General features: G+C 37.0%; 20 protein-coding genes, 2 tRNA genes and 1 riboswitch. Of the genes, 21 read left to right on the top strand and 1 reads right to left on the bottom strand.

Annotation, left to right across the window (positions count from 1 at the left end; translation table 11 throughout):
- Positions 1-2 precede the first annotated feature (2 nt).
- From BCELL_RS15615 to BCELL_RS15595, 4 genes are all read left to right on the top strand, one after another.
- Positions 3-977: an electron transfer flavoprotein subunit alpha/FixB family protein gene (locus tag BCELL_RS15615; protein WP_013489736.1), complete on the top strand. Its 975-nt coding sequence runs from the start codon at positions 3-5 to the stop codon at positions 975-977.
- 224 nt (positions 978-1201) lie between these two features.
- Positions 1202-1516, top strand: a complete 315-nt coding sequence (gene trxA, locus BCELL_RS15610; protein ID WP_013489735.1) for a thioredoxin — start codon at positions 1202-1204, stop codon at positions 1514-1516.
- A gap of 240 nt (positions 1517-1756) precedes the next feature.
- The gene (uvrC, locus tag BCELL_RS15605) at positions 1757-3535 is read left to right on the top strand and encodes an excinuclease ABC subunit UvrC (RefSeq protein WP_013489734.1); all 1779 of its coding nucleotides are present in this window, start codon (positions 1757-1759) and stop codon (positions 3533-3535) included.
- Positions 3536-3629: 94 nt separating this feature from the next.
- Positions 3630-3811, top strand: a riboswitch (Lysine riboswitch).
- Positions 3812-4058: 247 nt separating this feature from the next.
- Positions 4059-5297 carry an aspartate kinase gene (locus BCELL_RS15595; RefSeq protein ID WP_041809116.1) on the top strand — a complete coding sequence of 413 codons (1239 nt, stop codon included), beginning with the start codon at positions 4059-4061 and terminating at the stop codon, positions 5295-5297.
- Positions 5298-5364: 67 nt separating this feature from the next.
- Here the strand turns inward: BCELL_RS15595 and BCELL_RS15590 are convergent, their stop codons facing one another.
- Positions 5365-5808: a YslB family protein gene (locus tag BCELL_RS15590; RefSeq protein ID WP_013489732.1), complete on the bottom strand. Its 444-nt coding sequence runs from the start codon at positions 5806-5808 to the stop codon at positions 5365-5367.
- Between the two features lie 167 nt (positions 5809-5975).
- Here BCELL_RS15590 and BCELL_RS15585 point away from each other — a divergent pair, with 167 nt between their 5' ends.
- From BCELL_RS15585 to BCELL_RS21740, 17 genes are all read left to right on the top strand, one after another.
- Positions 5976-7325: a TrkH family potassium uptake protein gene (locus tag BCELL_RS15585; RefSeq protein WP_013489731.1), complete on the top strand. Its 1350-nt coding sequence runs from the start codon at positions 5976-5978 to the stop codon at positions 7323-7325.
- A 499-nt stretch (positions 7326-7824) separates the two neighbouring features.
- The gene (locus tag BCELL_RS15580) at positions 7825-8433 is read left to right on the top strand and encodes a succinate dehydrogenase cytochrome b558 subunit (protein WP_013489730.1); all 609 of its coding nucleotides are present in this window, start codon (positions 7825-7827) and stop codon (positions 8431-8433) included.
- A gap of 22 nt (positions 8434-8455) precedes the next feature.
- Positions 8456-10225: a succinate dehydrogenase flavoprotein subunit gene (sdhA, locus tag BCELL_RS15575; RefSeq protein WP_013489729.1), complete on the top strand. Its 1770-nt coding sequence runs from the start codon at positions 8456-8458 to the stop codon at positions 10223-10225.
- Positions 10222-10983, top strand: a complete 762-nt coding sequence (gene sdhB, locus BCELL_RS15570; protein ID WP_013489728.1) for a succinate dehydrogenase iron-sulfur subunit — start codon at positions 10222-10224, stop codon at positions 10981-10983. The genes sdhA and sdhB overlap by 4 nt, the downstream gene beginning before the upstream one ends.
- Positions 10984-11113: 130 nt before the next feature.
- Positions 11114-11557 carry an acyl-CoA thioesterase gene (locus tag BCELL_RS15565; protein WP_013489727.1) on the top strand — a complete coding sequence of 148 codons (444 nt, stop codon included), beginning with the start codon at positions 11114-11116 and terminating at the stop codon, positions 11555-11557.
- A gap of 200 nt (positions 11558-11757) precedes the next feature.
- The gene (locus BCELL_RS15560) at positions 11758-11982 is read left to right on the top strand and encodes a helix-turn-helix domain-containing protein (protein WP_013489726.1); all 225 of its coding nucleotides are present in this window, start codon (positions 11758-11760) and stop codon (positions 11980-11982) included.
- Between the two features lie 487 nt (positions 11983-12469).
- On the top strand, positions 12470-12733 hold the full coding sequence (locus BCELL_RS15555; RefSeq protein WP_013489725.1) for a phosphocarrier protein HPr: 264 nt from the start codon (positions 12470-12472) through the stop codon (positions 12731-12733).
- The gene (gene ptsP, locus BCELL_RS15550; RefSeq protein ID WP_013489724.1) at positions 12733-14451 is read left to right on the top strand and encodes a phosphoenolpyruvate--protein phosphotransferase; all 1719 of its coding nucleotides are present in this window, start codon (positions 12733-12735) and stop codon (positions 14449-14451) included. The genes BCELL_RS15555 and ptsP overlap by 1 nt, the downstream gene beginning before the upstream one ends.
- A gap of 659 nt (positions 14452-15110) precedes the next feature.
- A complete protein-coding gene (locus tag BCELL_RS15545; protein WP_013489723.1) occupies positions 15111-15569 on the top strand; it encodes a MarR family winged helix-turn-helix transcriptional regulator in 459 nt (152 codons plus the stop codon).
- A 30-nt stretch (positions 15570-15599) separates the two neighbouring features.
- Positions 15600-16439, top strand: a complete 840-nt coding sequence (gene racE, locus BCELL_RS15540) for a glutamate racemase (protein WP_013489722.1) — start codon at positions 15600-15602, stop codon at positions 16437-16439.
- Between the two features lie 150 nt (positions 16440-16589).
- On the top strand, positions 16590-17720 hold the full coding sequence (locus tag BCELL_RS15535) for a GerMN domain-containing protein (protein WP_013489721.1): 1131 nt from the start codon (positions 16590-16592) through the stop codon (positions 17718-17720).
- A gap of 428 nt (positions 17721-18148) precedes the next feature.
- Positions 18149-18916 (top strand): ribonuclease PH, encoded by a 768-nt coding sequence (rph, locus tag BCELL_RS15530; protein WP_013489720.1) that lies wholly within the window; start codon positions 18149-18151, stop codon positions 18914-18916.
- Entirely contained in the window at positions 18917-19516 is a 600-nt protein-coding gene (locus BCELL_RS15525) for an XTP/dITP diphosphatase (RefSeq protein WP_013489719.1), read from the top strand.
- A gap of 50 nt (positions 19517-19566) precedes the next feature.
- Complete coding sequence (locus BCELL_RS15520) at positions 19567-20076, top strand: metallophosphoesterase family protein (protein ID WP_013489718.1); 510 nt, start codon at positions 19567-19569, stop codon at positions 20074-20076.
- Between the two features lie 445 nt (positions 20077-20521).
- Positions 20522-20595 (top strand) — tRNA-Gly (locus tag BCELL_RS15515).
- A gap of 1 nt (position 20596) precedes the next feature.
- Positions 20597-20673 (top strand) — tRNA-Arg (locus tag BCELL_RS15510).
- A 128-nt stretch (positions 20674-20801) separates the two neighbouring features.
- Positions 20802-21059, top strand: coding sequence for a hypothetical protein (locus BCELL_RS21740; RefSeq protein WP_049786653.1), 258 nt, complete (start codon positions 20802-20804; stop codon positions 21057-21059).
- Positions 21060-21229: the final 170 nt, after the last annotated feature.

Here is a 21229-nt window from a genome sequence, read left to right as displayed (position 1 = left end):
TCTTGGCAAAGAAAATGCTTGTTATCGGTGAGATTCGTGATGCACAGTTCCGTAATGTTACTTTTGAAGCAATTGCAGCGGCAAAAGGTATTTCCTCCGGTGGAGAAGTCGTTGGTGTTGTTCTAGGTGAAAAAGTATCAAATCATGCAAATGAGATGGTGGCATACGGGGCCGACAGGGTCATTGTAGTTGAAAATGAAAAACTAGCACACTATACTCCAGAAGGCTATGCACAAGCGTTAAATGAAGTTGTTAATAAGGAAAACCCTGACGGAATTCTTTTAGGTCATACTGCAGTAGGACGTGACATCGCACCTAAATTAGCTGCACGTATCGGATCAGGGCTTATATCAGATGCAGTATCATATGACGTAGTAGGTGAAGAAGTGGTTTTTACGAGACCGATTTATTCTGGCAAAGCGTTTGAAAAAGTTGTTGTAACGGACGGCATGATTTTTGCGACAATCCGACCTAATAATATTGCTGCCCTTGAAAAAGAGGAAGAAAGAAGCGGGGATATCGAGTCGCTGGATGTACCTATAATGGACTTAAAAACAATGATAAAAGAAGTGGTGAAAAATACATCTACTGGTATAGATTTATCAGAGGCTTCGATCATAGTAGCTGGTGGCCGCGGAATGAAAGGGGAAGAGAACTTTAGTATTCTTTATGAATTAGCGGATGTTTTAGGTGCTGCTGTTGGAGCATCTCGTGGAGCATGTGATGCAGAATATTGCGATTACGCGTTGCAAATTGGGCAAACAGGTAAAGTCGTTACGCCAGATTTATATATTGCTGTAGGAATAAGTGGTGCTATTCAGCATGTTGCAGGTATGTCCAATTCGAAAGTAATTGTTGCAATTAATAAAGATCCAGAAGCCGAGATATTTCAAATTGCCGATTATGGTATAGTAGGAGATCTGTTTGAAGTTATACCTAAGCTAACCGAGGAATTTAAAAAAGTTCTCGTAAATTAATGAAAGTAAAAAACAACCTTCCTTTCTCCAAAAAAGTGAAGGTTGTTTTTTTGAAGCATTTTTTTTGCACTATGAGGGAATGTTATTTATTATAGGAAATAAGTTGTAAATATATAAGAAAACAATGGACATAATTATAAGCAACATATTACCAGGTAAGAATTTAATGGTGATATAATACAGTATAAGGTAATTATTTTATTGTTTTGAGGAGGAATTTTGGAATGGCAATCGTTAACGTATCAGATCAAAACTTTGCCGCTGAAACAGGTGAAGGCGTAGTATTAGCAGATTTTTGGGCGCCATGGTGTGGCCCTTGTAAAATGATCGCTCCAGTATTAGAGGAGTTAGACGGTGAAATGGGCGACAAAGTAAAAATTGTAAAGCTTGACGTCGATGAGAATCAAGAAACTGCTGGGAAGTTCGGTGTTATGAGTATCCCAACACTGCTCGTATTTAAAGATGGGCAAGTCGTTGATCAAGTTGTTGGCTTCCAACCGAAAGAACAGTTAGCAAGCTTATTAAATAAGCACATATAATATTTAAAAAACTGAGTGATGTAAAATCATTCAGTTTTTTCTTTGTTAACCTAATATTGTGAAATTTGCCTCACATCAACTTCCTCCTAGATAGTTTTATTAGCCAATAACGACTTCAAGAAATTGTAAAGTATACCTCCTATTAAATCCTGTATAATAAAATGCACCTTTATGATAAATTTATAAATATAAACGAAGTGATATTAGTAATTGGGTTCAATATAAAAGGGGAGAACAAAAATGCCAGAATTAAAGGAGAAATTATCGTTAGTGCCAGCACAGCCTGGCTGCTATTTAATGAAAAATAAACATGGAACGATTATTTATGTAGGGAAAGCGAAGTTACTAAGAAATCGCGTCCGCTCTTATTTTACTGGTTCTCATGATAAAAAAACTCAACGCCTCGTTTCGGAAATACGAGACTTTGAATATATTGTCACTTCATCAAATATAGAGGCTTTACTTCTCGAGCAAAATCTTATTAAAAAGCATGAACCAAAATATAATGTACTCTTGAAGGATGATAAAAGTTATCCTTATTTAAAAATTACGAAAGAGGAGCACCCTCGCTTAATTACTACGAGAAAGGTCAAAAAAGATGGTGGGAAATATTTTGGCCCATATCCGAATGTGCACGCTGCTAATGAAACGAAAAAATTGTTGGATCGCCTATATCCGCTAAGGAAATGCCGCACGTTACCTGATAGAGTTTGTTTATATTATCATATCGGACAATGCTTAGCTCCGTGCGAGTTTGATGTTACACAAGAAAAAAATCAAGAAATGGTGCAAGAAATTACTAAATTTTTAAATGGTGGTCATAAGGAGATTAAAGAAAACTTAACGAATAAAATGCTAGAAGCATCTGAAGAGTTGAACTTTGAACGTGCGCAAGAATTGAGAGACCAAGTACAGCACATAGAAGCCGTGATGGAAAAGCAAAAAATGACGATGACAGATGAAGTTGATCGAGATGTATTTGGTTATGCATATGACAAAGGTTGGATGTGCGTCCAAGTATTTTTTATTAGACAAGGTAAATTGATTGAAAGAGATGTTTCTATGTTTCCAATGTACCAAGAGCCAGAGGATGATTTTTACACATATGTTGGGCAGTTTTATTTAAACGATCAACATCGTAAACCGAAGGAGATATTAATTCCGGAAGTGATAGATGAGGCTGTCGTACAAGAGTTTATTCAAGTGAAGACGTTTAAACCTAAAAAAGGACAAAAGAAGCAATTAGTTGACCTTGCTAATAAAAATGCACAAATAGCCTTAAAGGAGAAATTCGATCTTATAGAGCGAGATGAGCAAAAAACGATCGTTGCAATTGAACGTCTCGGTGCTGCACTAAATATAGAAACGCCTCATCGAATCGAAGCTTTTGATAACTCTAATATTCAAGGAGTCGATCCTGTATCTGCGATGGTTTCTTTTTTGGATGGTAAGCCAGATAAAAAGAACTATCGTAAATACAAAGTGAAAGATGTAGAGGGACCTGATGACTATGAATCGATGAGAGAAGTTGTTCGAAGAAGATATATAAGGTTGCTGAAAGAAAATCAACCACTTCCTGACTTAATTGTAATCGATGGAGGAAAAGGACAAATTTCTGCTGCGCAAGGTGTGTTAGAGGACGAGCTCGGCATTTATATTCCTGTTTGCGGCCTCGTAAAGGATGAAAAGCACCGTACTTCACAACTTATGATCGGAGATCCGGCTGAGGTCGTTCCTTTGAAAAGAACGAGTCAGGAGTTTTATTTACTCCAAAGAATTCAAGATGAAGTGCACCGATTTGCCATTACGTTTCATAGAAACGTAAGAAAGCAATCAATGTTTTCTTCTATACTTGATGATGTTGAGGGAATTGGAGAAAAGAGAAAAAGGGAACTTTTAAAGCATTTTGGATCGTTAAAGCGAATAAAGGAAGCTAATATAGAGGAAATTGAAGGTGTAGGTATACCAAAGTTAGTTGCTAAAGCGCTATTCGATAAAATACAAGAAGAGGAGCAATAATCGTAATTGCAAAAAAAAAATGTATTTGATAAACTACTATTTGTGTAATATTTCCTTACAAAAAAATAAAAATTCATAACTTTTTGCTCTTAGGAGTGAAGGTAGAGGTGCGAAAACCATCAGTAAACTATGAGAGAAGGTTGAGCTTCAAAGATCATAGCTTGAAAGGGGAATTCGCCGAAGAAGAAATGTTTTCTCAACGACAATCTTCTGGATCTGTATTGAATAAGTACAGAACTGTCATGCAGGAGAACTGCATGGAGCACTATCTCACGGAGCGGCTTTGTATGTATCATATTTTAAAAGTCGTATTCGACAGTGGGATATAGCCTACTGTCGTTTTTTATTTTATTTTTGTCGAAACCTCATGAAAAATTTCAGTTTAATTAAAGCTGAATAGGGTATGTTAGCTTCATACTTTCATAGGTTTCATCCGTGAGCTATCTTTATTGATTATGTTCTATTAAATAGGGCAGAGAGTACAATGAAATGTATGTTTGAATCAAAAGAGGAGGCGTTCATGTTGGCAACGATTGTTCAGAAGTTCGGAGGGACTTCTGTAGGAGATGTAACAAAAATTAAAAGAGCAGCTGAAAAGGTGAAAGCTGCAATGGAAGCAGGTAACAAAGTAGTTACCGTTGTATCTGCGATGGGGAAATCAACCGACGCGTTAGTAGGATTAGCGCAAGATATAAGTGAGCATCCTGATAAAAGAGAAATGGATATGCTATTAAGTACTGGTGAGCAAGTAACGATGTCCTTAATGGTTATGGCTTTAAAGGAAATCGGTATTGATGCCGTTTCGTTTACTGGTTGGCAAGCGGGGATTAAAACGGAGCCTATTCACCAAAACGCTAGAATAATGGGAATTGAGACAGATAGAGTGCAATCCGCTTTAGATGAAAATAAAGCTGTAATAGTAGCTGGTTTTCAAGGGATGACGGAAAGCGGTGAGATAACAACGCTTGGTCGTGGTGGTTCTGATACAACTGCAGTAGCGTTGGCTGCTGCCCTTAAAGCTGAATCATGTTCTATTTTTACAGATGTTACTGGTGTTTATACTTGTGACCCTAGAACTGCTAAAAAAGCTCGACAACTACATAGCATTTCCTATGATGAAATGCTGGAGCTTGCAAACTTAGGTGCTGGAGTATTGCATCCTAGAGCAGTTGAATTTGCAAAGAACTATAATGTACCACTTATTGTTAGATCAAGCATGGTTGATAAAGAAGGAACGATTGTAGAGGAGGAAGCGTCAATGGAACAAAATTTAGCAGTACGAGGATTAGCTTTTGAAGGTGCAGTGACAAAAATTACAATTGAACATTTACCGAATAACTTTAATACAATGTCAAATGTGTTCTCAGCACTTGCGGAATCGGGCATTGATGTCGACATTATCATTCAACAAATGACAGGCAAAAATGAAATGAATATATCTTTTTCCATTCACACACATGAATTGACAGAAGCGCTTTCTATTTTAGAGAAAAATAAAGAGGAATTAGGTTACGAGCATATTCGTCACGAGGATAACTTGGCAAAAGTATCAATAGTTGGTTCTGGTATGGTTTCAAACCCTGGTGTTGCCGCAAACATGTTTACAGTACTTTCTGAGCAAGAAGTTTCTATTAAAATGGTAAGTACGTCAGAAATTAAAGTATCTGTTGTCATACCTGAAGTAGATATGGTGAAATCAGTGGAAGCACTTCACACCGCATTTGACTTAGATGTGCGAGAAGAAGCGAAAGTAACATCATAGTAACAATAAATGGGGACTCATAAGGTTAGCCTTTTGAGTCCCCATTTTTTTCTAAAATAAATATTTATTAGTCCTTATAAATAGGATCGGAGTTATCCCAACGAACGATGATCCGACACGTTAAAGGCTTTTTCTTTTTCACTTCATATGTGGCCTCTGTCACATACTGTGTTTGCTGCTCAGTCCATTGCGCTAAAAAACCACATTCTAAAGTCACAGGGCGTTCGTGTATCATAAGGGGAGCTACTAATTCGTAATGTTTTTCGGTCCTTTTTTCTTTTAAGAGAGAAAGTGTTCCCCAGTTCGCCTTTTCAAAAAAAAGTGAGAGGTCATCTAATTGCTCTGTTTTAAGCTTTCTCGCAACTGATTTTCCTGCCCAGTATAAAATACTTTCCTCATCTTCCCCTAATAGTTCAGGTAATAATACATGGCGAAGAAGATGATTACTATAAGCTGAAACCTCCATATTGAGTTCTTCAATTGTGTCAATCCACTGTTTCTTCTTGGCCATTGCATTCATCCTTCATTTGTTAATCTGTAAACTTATTCTTTTATTATATTACCACATACATGATTCATTCGGATAAAAATTATCCATGAATTTCTTGGACAAACTATAGTATATATGTTAATCCCGTGTTATACTATTACCCGATTTATAGGCGGAGGTAATGTTAAATGAATCTTGGTATGAGTAAGTTTTTAAGTCCTTTTAGGATTATTGTATTTTCTTACATAATAGCAATGTTTGTATTTAGTATTTTTTTATACTTACCAATATCAGCGCAGCCTGGTGTAAACGTTACCTACTCTGAGGCTCTTTTCACATCAGTAAGTGCAGTAAGTGTCACAGGACTTACTGTCGTAAACGTTTCTGAAACTTATAGTGGTTTCGGTGTTTTTATATTAGCGTTAGCGATTCAATTAGGTGGAATTGGTGTGATGACACTAGGGACATTCATTTGGCTCGTATTCGGTAGGAAAATAAATCTTTCCCAACGTATGCTTATCATGGTAGACCACAATCAAATTGCTTTTTCTGGTCTCGTTAATTTAATGCGTGGAATTTTGTTTGTCGCTTTAGGAATAGAAATAATAGGTGCATTAATACTGGGAACGTATTTCTTAAACTATTTTGATACAGTTGGAGAGGCATACTATCAAGGTGCCTTTGCCGCATTATCAGCTTTTACGAATGCCGGCTTTGACGTTACAGGAGCTTCTTTAATTCCATTCGTTGATGATTACTTTGTTCAATTAGTTTCCATTCTTTTAATTTTCGCTGGAGCAATTGGATTCCCTGTATTAATGGAGTTAAAGGAGTATTTTACTTCGAAGGATAGAAGTTTTAGGTTTAGCTTGTTTACGAAAATTGCTGCCTCTACTTATTTTATTGTGTTCGGAATCGGTGTAGTAGGTTTGTGGATCATAGAAAAAAACGCTTTTTACGATGGATTAAGTTGGCATCAGCAACTATTTTTTTCACTATTTAATTCGGCTACTGCAAGAAGTGGCGGTTTAGCGACAATGGATGTCTCTCAATTAACTTTGGCGAGCTTATTGTTTTTATCAGCATTAATGATTATCGGCGCGAGTCCATCAAGTGTTGGTGGTGGTATTCGTACGACAACGCTTGCGGTCATGTTTTTAACAATTAGAAGCTTTGCTTTAGGAAGAAAAGATGTAAAAGCATTTGGGAGAGAAATACACGAAGAGGACCGCCAAAAAGCGTTTATCGTACTTTCTGTTTTCGTTGTTGGGTTGTTTACTGCCATTATTTTAGTTAGTGCTTTTGAGCATAGTAGTGAATTAGAGCTAATGGCGATAATATTTGAAGTGAGCTCGGCGTTTGGAACGTGTGGTTTATCGATGGGAATTACCCCAACATTAACACTTCCAAGTCAAATTACCTTGATGGTGCTGATGCTAATTGGACGGGTTGGTTTAGTAGCATTCCTCTTTTCTATTAGAGGTAGAGAAAAAACGAGTCATTATAAATATCCCACAGAACGTATCATTATTGGTTAATTCACAAAAAGGTATTTCAAGAAAATTGTGTATGCATTTCTTCACACATAAAACATTTATTATATTAAATGGAAAGTAACTGTATTAATGAAAGTAAAAGAATATATAATCGCATGTAAATAAAGAGTAAGAAGGGGGATTATGGTTAATAATCCCAGTAATACCAACGTTTTAATATTTATTTGAAAAGAGTTCTTTTAAAGAGTTAATTCTTTTGAGGGCTCTTTTTTTTTAATTAAATGCGAGACAAATAAAGGTTTAATAAGGAGATTGTGTTAAGCTAAACGCTTTTTTATAAAATTAAATACTGTATCCGCTTTCTTGACGCAGCATAGGGAAGAGGGGTAAAATGGAATTGTCACACTTTATACAAAATTGTGTGCAATTTAATGATTGACAATGTTAGAATAATAGAAATTGAGAAGTTAAAGGAGGTATATTTGTTCGTTCATAAAATAGGTTATTAGTATAGTATAAAACATAATAGGGGGAGAGTTTGATGTCTACTAATCGTGAGTTTTTCTATCGGAAATTACATTCCCTGCTAGGTGTTGTACCATTAGGTGCCTTTTTAGTCGTTCACTTTTTGGTGAACTACCAGGCGGTACAAGGACCAGAAGTATATAATCAAGCTGCAGGAATGATGGAACGCTTGCCGTTTTTATTAGTATTGGAATTTGGTCTTATATATATTCCAATTATTTTTCACGGCATTTATGGTCTATATATTGCTTTTCAAGCTAAACATAATACGTCTACATATAGTTATTTTAGGAACTGGATGTTCCGCTTACAACGTATTACAGGAGTAATAACGATCATTTTTGTCGCATGGCATATATATGATACGAGAATTCAAAAAGCACTTGGAGCAGAAGTGAATTATGACATGGTAGCAAACATTGTCGCTAGTCCGATCGCTCTTGTTCTATACATTATTTCAATCGTTGCAGCATCTTTCCATTTAGCGAATGGTTTATGGTCATTTGCTGTTACATGGGGAATCACTGTATCACCAAGATCTCAACAAATTGCAACATACGTTACAATGGCTATATTCGTTGTGATGTCCTATATCGGTATAAGAGCAATCTTAGCATTTGTCTAGCCAAAGAGAAGGAGTGTTTAGAATGAGCAAAGGTAAAATTATCGTTGTTGGCGGCGGTTTAGCTGGGCTAATGGCGACAATTAAAGCAGCCGAAGCAGGTGTTTCCGTTGACTTATTTTCCGTAGTACCTGTAAAACGTTCACACTCTGTTTGTGCGCAGGGTGGAATTAACGGCGCATTAAATACAATGGGGGAAGGCGACTCTACATGGGAGCACTTTGATGATTCTGTATATGGAGGAGACTTTCTAGCGAATCAACCGCCTCTAAAAGCAATGTGTGATGCAGCACCTGGTATTATTCATTTAATGGATCGTATGGGAGTAATGTTTAACCGTACTGGTGAAGGCCTTTTAGCATTACGCCGTTTTGGCGGTACACAACATCACCGTACAGCATTTGCTGGTGCTACGACTGGTCAGCAGCTTCTATATGCGCTAGATGAACAAGTACGACGTCATGAGGTAGCGGGATTAGTCACAAAGTATGAAGGCTGGGAATTTTTACACGCTGTCTTAGATGATGATAATGTATGTCGTGGTGTAACGGCACAAAACTTACAAACTTCTGAAATAGAATCCTTTAGAGCTGATGCTGTTATTTTGGCTACAGGTGGTCCAGGGATTATTTTTGGTAAATCAACCAACTCCATGATTAACACCGGCTATGCTGCAGCAGCAGTGTACGAGCAAGGTGCTTATTATGCAAATGGTGAATTTATTCAGATCCACCCTACCGCAATTCCAGGTGATGATAAGCTTCGACTTATGAGCGAATCTGCACGTGGAGAAGGTGGGCGTGTTTGGACGTATAAAGATGGAAAGCCATGGTACTTCCTTGAGGAGAAGTATCCAGCTTATGGGAACTTAGTTCCTCGTGATATTGCAACAAGGGAAATATTCCACGTATGTGTCGACTTAAAGCTCGGAATTAATGGTGAAAATATGGTTTATTTAGACCTTTCTCATAAGGATCCAAAGGAGCTCGATGTTAAGCTTGGTGGGATCATGGAAATCTATGAAAAATTTATGGGTGACGATCCTCGTAAAGTACCAATGAAAATATTCCCAGCAGTTCACTATTCTATGGGTGGATTATGGGTTGACTATAATCAGATGACCAATATTCCAGGTTTGTTTGCAGCTGGTGAGTGTGATTATTCTCAGCATGGTGCTAACAGATTAGGAGCAAACTCTCTAGTTTCAGCTATTTACGGAGGTATGGTCGCTGGTCCGAAAGCGATTGAGTATATTGAAGGTCTTGAAAAGAAGAGTGAGGAAATCTCAGATTCTGTTTATGAGGCACAGATCAAAGCTGACGAAGCAAAATTCCAAGAAATCCTTTCTTTCAATGGGAAAGAAAATGCATTTAAGCTTCACCAGGAACTAGGGCAATGGATGACTGAAAATGTAACTGTAGTTCGCGAAAATAAAAAGCTACTAGCTACTGATGAAAAAATACTAGAATTAATGGAACGTTTCAAGAACATTAATATTGATGATACTGCAAAGTGGAGTAACCAGAGTGCGGCATTTGTTCGTCAATTAGAAGGGATGCTAAACTTAGCAAGAGTCATTACACTAGGGGCTTATAACAGAAACGAAAGCCGAGGTGCGCATTATAAACCAGAATTCCCTGAACGAAACGATGAGGAATGGTTAAAAACGACTAAAGCGAAATATAACCCTGAAACGAATACACCTAATTTCGAATATGAAGATGTTGATGTATCTCTCATCAAGCCTCGTAAGCGCGACTACACTTCTAAGAAGAAGGCGGGTGAAAAATCATGAGTGGGAAAACAATTAAAATAATCATTACACGTCAAAAGGACATGGATAGTGCACCATACAAAGAAACTTTTGAACTACCATACCGTGAAAATATGAATGTTATTTCCGCATTGATGGAAATTCGCCGTAATCCAGTGAATGCAGATGGAAAAGAGACAACGGCTGTATCGTGGGATTCAAGCTGTTTAGAGGAAGTATGTGGCGCCTGTTCAATGGTGATTAACGGAAAGCCTCGTCAATCCTGTACAGCGTTAATAGACCAGCTTGAACAACCTATTCGTCTAGAGCCGATGAATACGTTCCCGGTTGTTAGAGATTTAGTTGTAGATAGAAGTAGAATGTTTGATTCTCTTAAGCGTGTAAAAGCATGGGTACCAATAGATGGAACGTATGATTTAGGGCCGGGACCGCGCATGCCAGAATCTAAACGTCAATGGGCATATGAGTTATCAAAATGTATGACTTGTGGTGTATGTTTACAAGCATGTCCAAATGTAAACAGTAAATCAGAATTTATTGGACCTGCAGCACTTTCTCAAGTTCGTTTATTTAACAATCATCCAACGGGTGCAATGCACAAAACAGAACGCCTTCAAACGATTATGGATGGCGAAGGTGGATTAACAAACTGTGGTAATTCACAAAACTGTGTGCAAGCATGTCCTAAAGGCATACCATTGACAACATCTATCGCTTCTTTAAATAGAGAAACAACATTACAATCCTTTAAGAACTTCTTTGGAAGTGACAATGTATAAAAATAATAAGGGGAGAGATTTGTCTCTCCTTTTATTTTGAAGAAAAGCGTTAATGAGTGAGACTCACATAACGTTTTTCTTATCAAAATTTCATGAATGATTATTCATTCATTTATTAGGGGGAAGGTAAATGAATTTACCCGATTACATCGGTAATTTTCAAGAATGGAAACAAAGCTTTCGTTTTTTTCATAACATATGTGTAAGGTTTTCTGAGACTGACGCATTTGGACACATGAATAATACAAATGCATTTGTCTACTTTGAAGAGGCACGCATTAACTTTTTGAGATCTTTAGGTCTTACAATAAAAGAAGGTAGTTCTGTATTTCCGGTAACTGCAGATATTCAGTGTAACTATTTGAAGCAAATTTTTTTTGATGAGACAATAAAGGTGGCAGTGAAGGTCGTACATGTGGGCAATACTTCAGTTGAATTGCATTATATTGTTTTAAACGAGAATAATGAAGTGTGTTTAACTGGGAGAGGAAGAATTGTTCAAATTTCAAGTGTTTCTGGAAAACCAGAACCTTGGAGCGATCATGTTAAAGAGCGATTAAAAAAAGGCAGTTAATCAAATATTTTTATTCAAATACCTTCTTATATCTCTTTTTTATTAGATGAATCGTAATTTTAAAAGAAAAAATCCTTTCTTGCCTAGTAAAGTCATGTCACAGGCATTCCATTCCTTACATAAGATAATGATGACTAAATACAAACCTACTGCTTGCTATAAATTAGACAAAGCAGCCCATGCAAGAAAGGGTGAAACTATTGAAAGAACATGAGTTCCGACCTAAACCATTACTAACGAAGCGCGAAAGAGAAGTGTTTGAACTTCTTGTACAGGATAAGACAACAAAAGAGATTGCCGCAGAACTGTTTATTAGTGAAAAAACTGTTCGAAATCATATCTCAAATACGATGCAAAAGCTTGGAGTTAAGGGGCGTTCTCAAGCTGTTATTGAATTAGTTAGATTAGGGGAACTAAAGATTTAAGCTAGCAATACACGATTGCAGTAAAGTTTTCGCTTAAAACCTCAGGGAAAATCACCCTGAGGTTATTTTTAAAGAAAACAAAAGATGATGGTTATTCATCATATTCTTTTAATCTATTTTTTGGAGTATTTTTATTGTATTGAAAAAAGAAAATATGTTACAATAAAACTTGTAAATACAAGTGGTTAAAAATGTAAAAAAATAAGTAGCGTTAGTATCATAAATGAAAAGTTATCACCAAAGAACGTGTTACTGATTCGATCAGGCATGAGTAAAGAGGTGTATATGAAATTCTCAACAGCATTTATTCTTTTGTTGAGCTATCGGATTGGTTTACCGGTATGTCATATATAGTCTTTGCTCATGCCTTTTTATTTTACTCACAAAATTAGCGTTAAACTTTTATAATATGGGTACTTTAATAGCGAGAAACGCTTATGATTACATTCGTAGACCACTAGTTAAATTATAAAAGGAGTGTTTTATTATGGCAGAAAAGAAATACACAATTACAGCAGACACAGGAATTCATGCGAGACCAGCTACACAACTAGTTAATAAAGCTGGACAGTTTGATGCAGAAATTACTTTAGAGCACAAAGGGAAGGAAGTAAACCTTAAATCAATCATGGGTGTAATGTCTTTAGGTGTCTCTCAAGGAGCTGAAGTAACAATTAAAGCAGAAGGGGCAGATGCTGATAAAGCGATGGCAGAACTTGATGCCCTTATGAAGGAAGGATTAGCAGAGTAATGACAATGAAATTAACAGGGATTGGTGCTTCGGCTGGAATAGCAATAGCGAAAGCCTTCCACTTAGTTCCTCCTGATTTAACAGTAGTAAAAGAAGAAGTGAATGATATTAATAAAGAAATAGAAAAATTTGATTTATCTCTTGAAACAGCTAAAGGAGAGCTCGAAGCAATTAAAGAAAAAACGCTTCAAAGTCTTGGTGAAGAGCACGCAGAAATATTCTCTGCTCACATACTAGTACTTAGTGACCCAGAATTAGTGGATACGATACGTAATAAAGTGAGAGATGAAAAAGTGAATGCAGCATATGCATTAAAAGCTGTTGCTGATCAATTCATTGCTATGTTTGAAGCAATGGAAAATGAATATATGAAGGAAAGAGCAGCTGATATAAGGGACGTCTCTCAAAGGGTTCTTGCACATGTTTTAGGTAAGCCAATCGTGTCTTTAACAGAAATAAATGAAGAAGTGATCATTATTGCTGAGGATTTAACGCCGTCAGACACTGCTCAGTTAAATAAACAATTTGTAAAAGGTTTTGTTACTGACATTGGTGGTAGGACTTCTCACTCTGCGATTATGGCGAGGTCAATGGAAATTCCAGCTGTTGTCGGTACAAAGTCCATTACAGGTGAAGCGGAGCACGGCATCACTATTATTGTCGATGGAATGGAGGGGGATGTCATTCTCAACCCTTCAAGTACAGAGCTTGCTGATTATGAGAAAAAGAAACAAGAACATGAAGAACAAAAAAGAGAATGGGCGAAGCTCGTTCATGAAGCTACTACAACGAAGGATGGTCACCATGTAGAGCTTGCTGCAAATATCGGTACACCGAAAGATATTGAAGGTGTAAAAAATAACGGTGGAGAGGCTGTGGGGCTTTACCGTACTGAATTCCTATATATGGGAAGAGATCAATTACCTACAGAAGAAGAACAGTTCCAGGCATATAAAAGTGTCGCTGAAGCAATGGATGGAAAACCTGTCGTTATCCGTACTTTAGATATTGGTGGAGACAAAGAATTACCTTACTTAGATCTTCCGAAAGAAATGAATCCTTTCTTAGGGTTTCGGGCAATTCGTCTTTGTTTAGAACAGGATGACATGTTTCGAACACAATTGCGAGCACTTCTAAGAGCAAGTGCATTCGGAAACATAAAAATAATGTTTCCAATGATTGCGACTTTGAGTGAGTTTAGACAAGCGAAGCAAATCCTTGAACAAGAGAGGAAAGGGTTATTAGATAATGGTACTGAAGTAAGTGATTCTATAGAGATAGGTATTATGGTCGAAATCCCATCTACCGCTGTTATGGCGGAGCAATTTGCAAAAGAAGTTGACTTTTTTAGTATAGGAACTAATGATTTGATTCAATATACGATGGCTGCAGATCGTATGAATGAACAAGTTTCCTATTTGTATCAACCATATAACCCAGCGATTTTGCGGTTAATAAAAATGGTTATCGATGCATCACATAAAGAAGGTAAGTGGACTGGTATGTGTGGGGAAATGGCTGGTGATTCAGTTGCCATACCTCTATTACTAGGTCTTGGATTAGATGAATTCAGTATGAGTGCTACCTCCATATTGCCAGCTAGAAGTCAGCTAGCGGGAATCACTAAAGAGGCCGCCGAGAAGGTCGCACAAGAAGCACTACACTTAAACACTGCTGAAGAAGTGAAATCGCTTGTAGAAAAATCATTTATAAAATAGTTTTATCAAGAGGATATTCCAAAAGGTTGAAATAGTAACCTTTAGGGTGTCCTCTTTTTTTACACCTAGAATGGAGTTTTAGTAAGAATATTTAAATCGAAGTATGGCAAGCATCTTTGACAAGTTATCATGAAGTGAAAAAAAACACCAAAGTTAAATTAACAAGAAATTTTTCATGAGATGATATTATTCTGAGACTAAGATCTTTTTAGAAAGTGAATGATGAAATTGCTTCAAGTATTCAGTAGCAGCATAATTCCCCGGTTTTGTACAAAGTATTGTTGATTGAAGGAAAGGGTACGAGACGCCTGCGGGAAAAGCAAGAGCTGAAGATCCATCGGGGTGGGGTTCCCCCGATTAGCTGAAGCCTTGCCCGCGGCAAGCGAGTATCCTGAAGTGAAAATCAACAACAATGTTCAAAGTAAGTCAAAAAGAAAATTTATTAATAAGAAAATATCTTTTGAAAGTATGATGTTATTTAGTGAATGATGAAATTGACAACTATAGAACATTTCATTAAAAATGAGTATCAAAATACAAAAAAACGTCGATATTTGTGGTTTTTCACTAGTAATACGAGATAAACACTTGAAATTATTGATGAAAACAACGAAAATAAGTTTATATGGTGTTTCGTTTTTCGAAAGGAGGGAATATGGATGACAGTACAAATAGATCAAGTAGCGCATATTGAAAAGTCATTACGAAGAATTGCGGATATAGTTAAACAAAAAGGGAGAGAGATTTTAAATGAATTCCCAATCACCCCTCCGCAGTTTGTTGCTCTACAGTGGTTAAATGAAAAAGGTGACATGACGATAGGAGAATTATCTTCTAAAATGTATTTAGCTTGCAGTACTACGACTGATTTAGTGGATCGTATGGAAAAAAACGAATTAGTAGAGCGAGTGAAAGATACGAAAGACCGTCGTGTTGTTAGAATTCACCTTTTAGATAAAGGTGCTACAATCATTCGGGAAGTGATTCATCAGCGACAAACATATTTACAAGGAATATTAGAAAACTTTTCCAAAGAGGAAATTGATTTCCTTGAGAAAAGCTTGAGTTTCTTGAACGATGAAATGAAACGTGACTCCGAAACATGGAAGTCAGAGTAAATATATATAATGGAAAGAGGAAGTATACCATTGGATAGACCAATAGGAGTGATTGATTCAGGTGTAGGTGGTCTTACTGTAGTGTCTGAATTAATCCGTCAACTACCGAAGGAAGAAATCATCTATATTGGTGATACTGCACGTTGTCCGTATGGGCCTAGACCAGAGTCTGAAGTGCGTAAATATACATGGGAAATGATTGATTATCTACTATTAAAAGATATAAAGATGCTAGTGATCGCATGTAACACTGCTACAGCTGTTGTGTTAGAAGAAGCGAAACAACAATTGCCAATTCCTGTTGTTGGTGTCATTCACCCAGGGACAATTGCTGCGTTGAAGGTAACTAAAACGGACCATGTAGGTGTAATTGGTACAGAAGGTACGATTAATAGTGGAGCGTACGAGCGTGAGCTGACGATGATTAATCACGAAGTGAAAGTGGAGAGTTTGGCATGTCCAAACTTAGTTCCTCTTGTCGAGAGAGGGTTATTTTCTAGTGATGAGGCGAGTGAGATTGTTAAAGAATCGTTAGCACCAATCTTAAGTACGAGGATTGACAGCTTAATTCTTGGATGTACCCATTATCCATTACTAGCACCTGTTATTAGAGAAATAGCTGGTGAAAAAGTAGAGATCATTTGTTCAGGGGATGAAACTGCAAGAGAGGTAAGTGCATTATTATATCATCAAGAGCTCCTTTTTAAAGAAGAACGTATTCCGAAACATGCCTTTTATTCTACAGGATCGAGTGATATGTTTGAGCAAATAGCTAAACAGTGGTTGCTGATGGAAGATATAGATGTACAAAAAATTCATCTTCATGAAAAGCCTAAAAATAGTTTTTTTATAAAACTTAATAAAAAATAAATAGTATAGTTAACGGTTTGAAAAAAGGCTGCACGTAAAGTGCAGCCTTTTTTGAGTTAAAAAGATTTTTTAAGGTTGTTCAATTATATTGGTCTAAATTTTAGATAAGCTCGTATATATGTTAGTACAAACTGTCAAGGAGGGAATAGTATGCGTCGCCTAAAATTAAAATCAGGGTGGTTGCTAATCGTTGCGGCTGCTGTTACACTCACAGCTTGTGGTTCGGATCCAGTTGATGATGTTTTACAAGAGATCGATCCTCCACAACAAATAAACTTTGTGGATGAAGAGGAAGGACTTGAAGTTGATCTAGTGGTAGAGGAAGATGGTGATCAATCCTCTAGTACTACAGACATGGATGGAGACGGGGTTGCTGACGAGGCCGAAGAAAAAGGTGGAACTGTCAGTGAAACTGTTATGAGAGAATTGTACTTAGTGGATAGCAATGGCTTAGTTGCTCCTCAAAGTGTAAATCTTCCTAGGGGAGATAGTGAATTAGAGGGGATTGTACAATACTTAGTTCAAGGTGGTCCGGTTACTGAATTATTGCCAAATGGATTTCAAGCTGTACTCCCATCAGGTACAGAAATATTAAATGCAGAGGTACAACAAGGAACAGCTACATTAAATCTTTCTGAGCAATTTACTGAATATCATCCACAACAGGAAATGCAAATATTACAAGCGCTCACTTGGACTGTGACACAGCTAGACGGTGTTGATAGCTTGAAGCTGCAATTAGATGGAGAAGAATTATCTATGATGCCTCAAAATGGTACTCCGATATCTTCTTCCGGTTATACAAGGAATCATGGTATTAACCTAGAGATGAGTGATCAAGCAGACTTAGTCAATACAAAATCAGTTGTTCTTTATTTCTTATCTCAAACAGATGATCAAACATACTATGTGCCTGTAACTCGTCGAGTAAATCAAGACGACGATTTATACGAAGCAGTGGTAGGAGAGTTAATAAAAGGTCCAGGAATGATGTCACCGCTTTTAACTGAATTTTCTAATGGTGTTGAGCTGTTAGATGCTCCTCAGCTTGCGAACGGCACGCTTACACTAAATTTCAACGAGGCACTTTTAAATATGTCTGAAGGAACAGCCCTTTCAGAGTATGTATTGAATATGATTGTTTATTCACTAACGGAACAACCGACTGTTGAAAATGTCTCACTTCAAGTCGATTCAGAATCATCAATCGAAGTAAACTCTGGTGAGACGCTTACTGAACCAGTTGCAAGACCGAATATGGTCAATACTGGAGAATATTAAAGAAATAAATAAAGACTCGTAATAATCTATAAAGGGTGACTCAAATGATGAAAAACAATTGGGTCACCCTATTCAATTTCTCAAAAAGTAAGTATAAAATTAGCAGTGAAATTTAATAGACTAACTAGTTTTTAGAGGTGCGGGATTCCACCGTTTTAAACAAAAATAGTGATAAATTTTTCCCTATGTGATTTATTTTTAGCTTTATTTGAAAAAGAGAGAATAAACGATTACTATAAAAGAGGTAGCAAAAAAGCTACCTTTATTTTTTGGGAAAGACAATAATAACAGCTTTTGTGAATCTGTTATAACGTTTTTCATAAGAAAACGGGATTGGAGCGTTAGTTCTATGCTTTTTTAGGTTAAAATAGCATAGGTATGACAATATGAATTTCGTGAACTACGATTTATAAAAAAGGAGTGATACGATGCGCCACGACGGTCGTAAAACAGATGATATTAGAAAAGTTGACATTATTCCTCATTACATAAAACACCCTGAAGGTTCGGTTTTAATCTCTTTCGGAGAAACGAAAGTTATTTGTGCCGCAAGCATTGAAGATAGAGTTCCTCCTTTTATGAGAGGGCAAGGAAAAGGCTGGATTACAGCAGAATACTCTATGCTTCCACGTGCGACAGAGCAAAGAAATATTCGAGAGTCAGCAAAAGGGAAATTAAGTGGGAGAACGATGGAAATTCAGCGTCTTATCGGTAGAGCACTACGGTCAGTAGTAGATCTCGATGCAATCGGTGAGAGAACAATTTGGATTGACTGTGATGTCATACAAGCGGATGGCGGTACGCGTACGGCGTCTGTAACGGGGGCATTTGTTGCCATGGCTTTAGCTCTACATAAATTAAAGGAAGCTAAGCAAATTAAAAAGTTTCCTATAAAACATTTTTTAGCAGCAATATCAGTTGGTGTAAATGAAGGGAATATAGCGATACTTGATTTAGATTACATAGAGGATTCAAAGGCGAATGTTGATATGAATATTATTATGACAGGAAATAGTGAATTTGTAGAAATTCAAGGTACAGGGGAAGAGGCAACATTTTCACGTAAGCAATTAAATGAAATGCTTGATTTAGCTGAGTTAGGCATTAACGAGTTGTTCCTCCACCAAAAAGAAGCACTCGGTCCTATTTCTGACTATATACAAACGCCTCATCTATTAGTAGAAGGGGAGAAATAAATGAGTACGAGCTTGTTTGTTGCTACAAAAAATGAAGGGAAAGTGAAGGAGTTTACTGCATTTTTTCAAGAAAGGGGAATCGAGGTTAAATCATTATTAGATCTTGAAGAAGATATTGACGTTCTTGAAGATGGGGATACATTCGAGGACAACGCAATAAAAAAAGCAGAAACAATCGGTAAAAAAATAGGACAAATCGTGATATCAGATGACTCTGGGTTAGAGGTAGATGCATTAGACGGTAGACCGGGAGTATATTCAGCAAGATATGCTGGTCAAGAAAAAAATGATGCTGCAAACAATGCAAAGCTTTTAAAAGAGCTAGAAGGAATATCAGATAACAATAGAACAGCTCAATTTGTTTGTGTTATTGCCGTTTATATACCCGGCCAAGAGACAAGAACGATTAGAGGTACATGTAAAGGAATTATTGCAACGGCCCCCCGTGGGAATTCTGGTTTCGGTTATGATCCGGTTTTCTATTTACCACATCTGAAAAAAACGATGGCCGAACTTAGTAGAGAAGAAAAAAACAAACTAAGTCATCGTGCGAATGCAATGCTTCTACTGCAGCAACAGTGGGATAAGTGGTCGTTATAAGGTTGCAATTATCTATATTAATATAATTAATTTGTTTGAAGGTGAATAACATGCGTGCACTAATTATGAGTGATAGCCATGGCTGGGAGCAAGAAATGCAAGCAGTGATTGATCGTCATGAAAAAAAAGTAGATGCAATCATTCATTGTGGAGATTCGGAGCTTTCAAAAAGCTCTCCATTATTAAAGAACGTTCATATAGTGAAAGGGAACTGTGACTTCGGAGGAGACTTCCCTGAAGAACTAACGATCGATGTTCAAGGGACGAAAGTATTCGTTGCACATGGACACTTGCTCAATGTAAAAATGAATGAGATGAATCTCATTTATAAAAGCCAAGAAACAGGTGCAAATATTGTATGCTTTGGGCATACGCATATACCAGTTGCATTTGAGCAAAATGGTGTTATAATTATAAATCCTGGTAGCATAAGGCTACCGAGACAGTACCCCTTAGGTACATACGTGATAGTTGAAACGAGTGATGAAGGCACTTCTGTGAACTACTATTCTGTAGATGGGATGCCTCAGGAAAAATTAAATAAAACTTTTTTGAAATAAGGTTGACATTTGAATGAGGATTGTATATATTAATATATGTCGCTGATTTAATACGATCCTCATTCACAGAAAAAAGAGATAACTTTGAAGCAAAAGCAAGTAGAGGAAGAAACATGTAAGGCGGATTAAAAAAACAGAATAAAAAATATGCGGATGTAGTTTAGTGGTAAAACCTCAGCCACGAGCGTTTACATCGTCGAATGATCTACGAGTTGTCTCGACGGATACGCATCGAAGCAAAAGCAAGTAGAGGAAGAGACATGTAAGGCGGATTAAAAAAAACAGAATAAAAAATATGCGGGTGTAGTTTAGTGGTAAAACCTCAGCCACGAGCGTTTACATCGTCGAATGATCTACGAGTTGTCTCGACGGATACGCATCGAAGCAAAAGCAAGTAGAGGAAGAGACTGTAAGGCGGATTAAAAAAAACAGAATAAAAAAATATGCGGGTGTAGTTTAGTGGTAAAACCTCAGCCTTCCAAGCTGATGTCGTGAGTTCGATTCTCATCACCCGCTCCATGTCCCAGTAGCTCAGCTGGATAGAGCAACGGCCTTCTAAGCCGTCGGTCGGGAGTTCGAATCTCTCCTGGGACGCCATTTACATAATGAATAAATAGCATCATATAAGCCTTCTATATCATTTAGTGAAACGGTCAGTATAACGGTCATGTAAGAAATTACACCGTATATCGACTTATACACTTTCGGTATAGGAGGTTTTTTGTATGACGAAAAGAAAAGGTATTTTAGATGTTGATGTGGACATAAGAAAGATAATTGGAGAAATACCCGCTCCACGCTATAACGTTGCCACTGAAGGCGGAATCTTACAAAAAGTATTAAATGATTCAATTACTATTCCAAAGGCTTTAGAAGTTATTACTAGGCAAATGAAAGTGAGTGGGAATAGAAGTCGAACTATAAATGATTATACATCATGTAAAACATTTTATAATACTAATACAAATTGCTTATGTATCTGATATTAATTCAGAAAAAATATAGCGTGAATGGAAGTAACCAAACTAAACTTACACGATTAAAATGTTTAAAAGCCTTCTTATCACTTTGCTTTGATAATTGGTGGATTGAAGTTAAGTTTTGGAAAACAATATAGGGCAAGAGGGAGAAGTGGTGGAAGACCTAAAAGGAA

The organism is Evansella cellulosilytica DSM 2522, assembly GCF_000177235.2.
GTDB classification, from domain to species: domain Bacteria; phylum Bacillota; class Bacilli; order Bacillales; family Salisediminibacteriaceae; genus Evansella; species Evansella cellulosilytica.
Note: the sequence above shows the minus strand (reverse complement) of the source record. Positions and strands in the feature narration are given on the sequence as shown.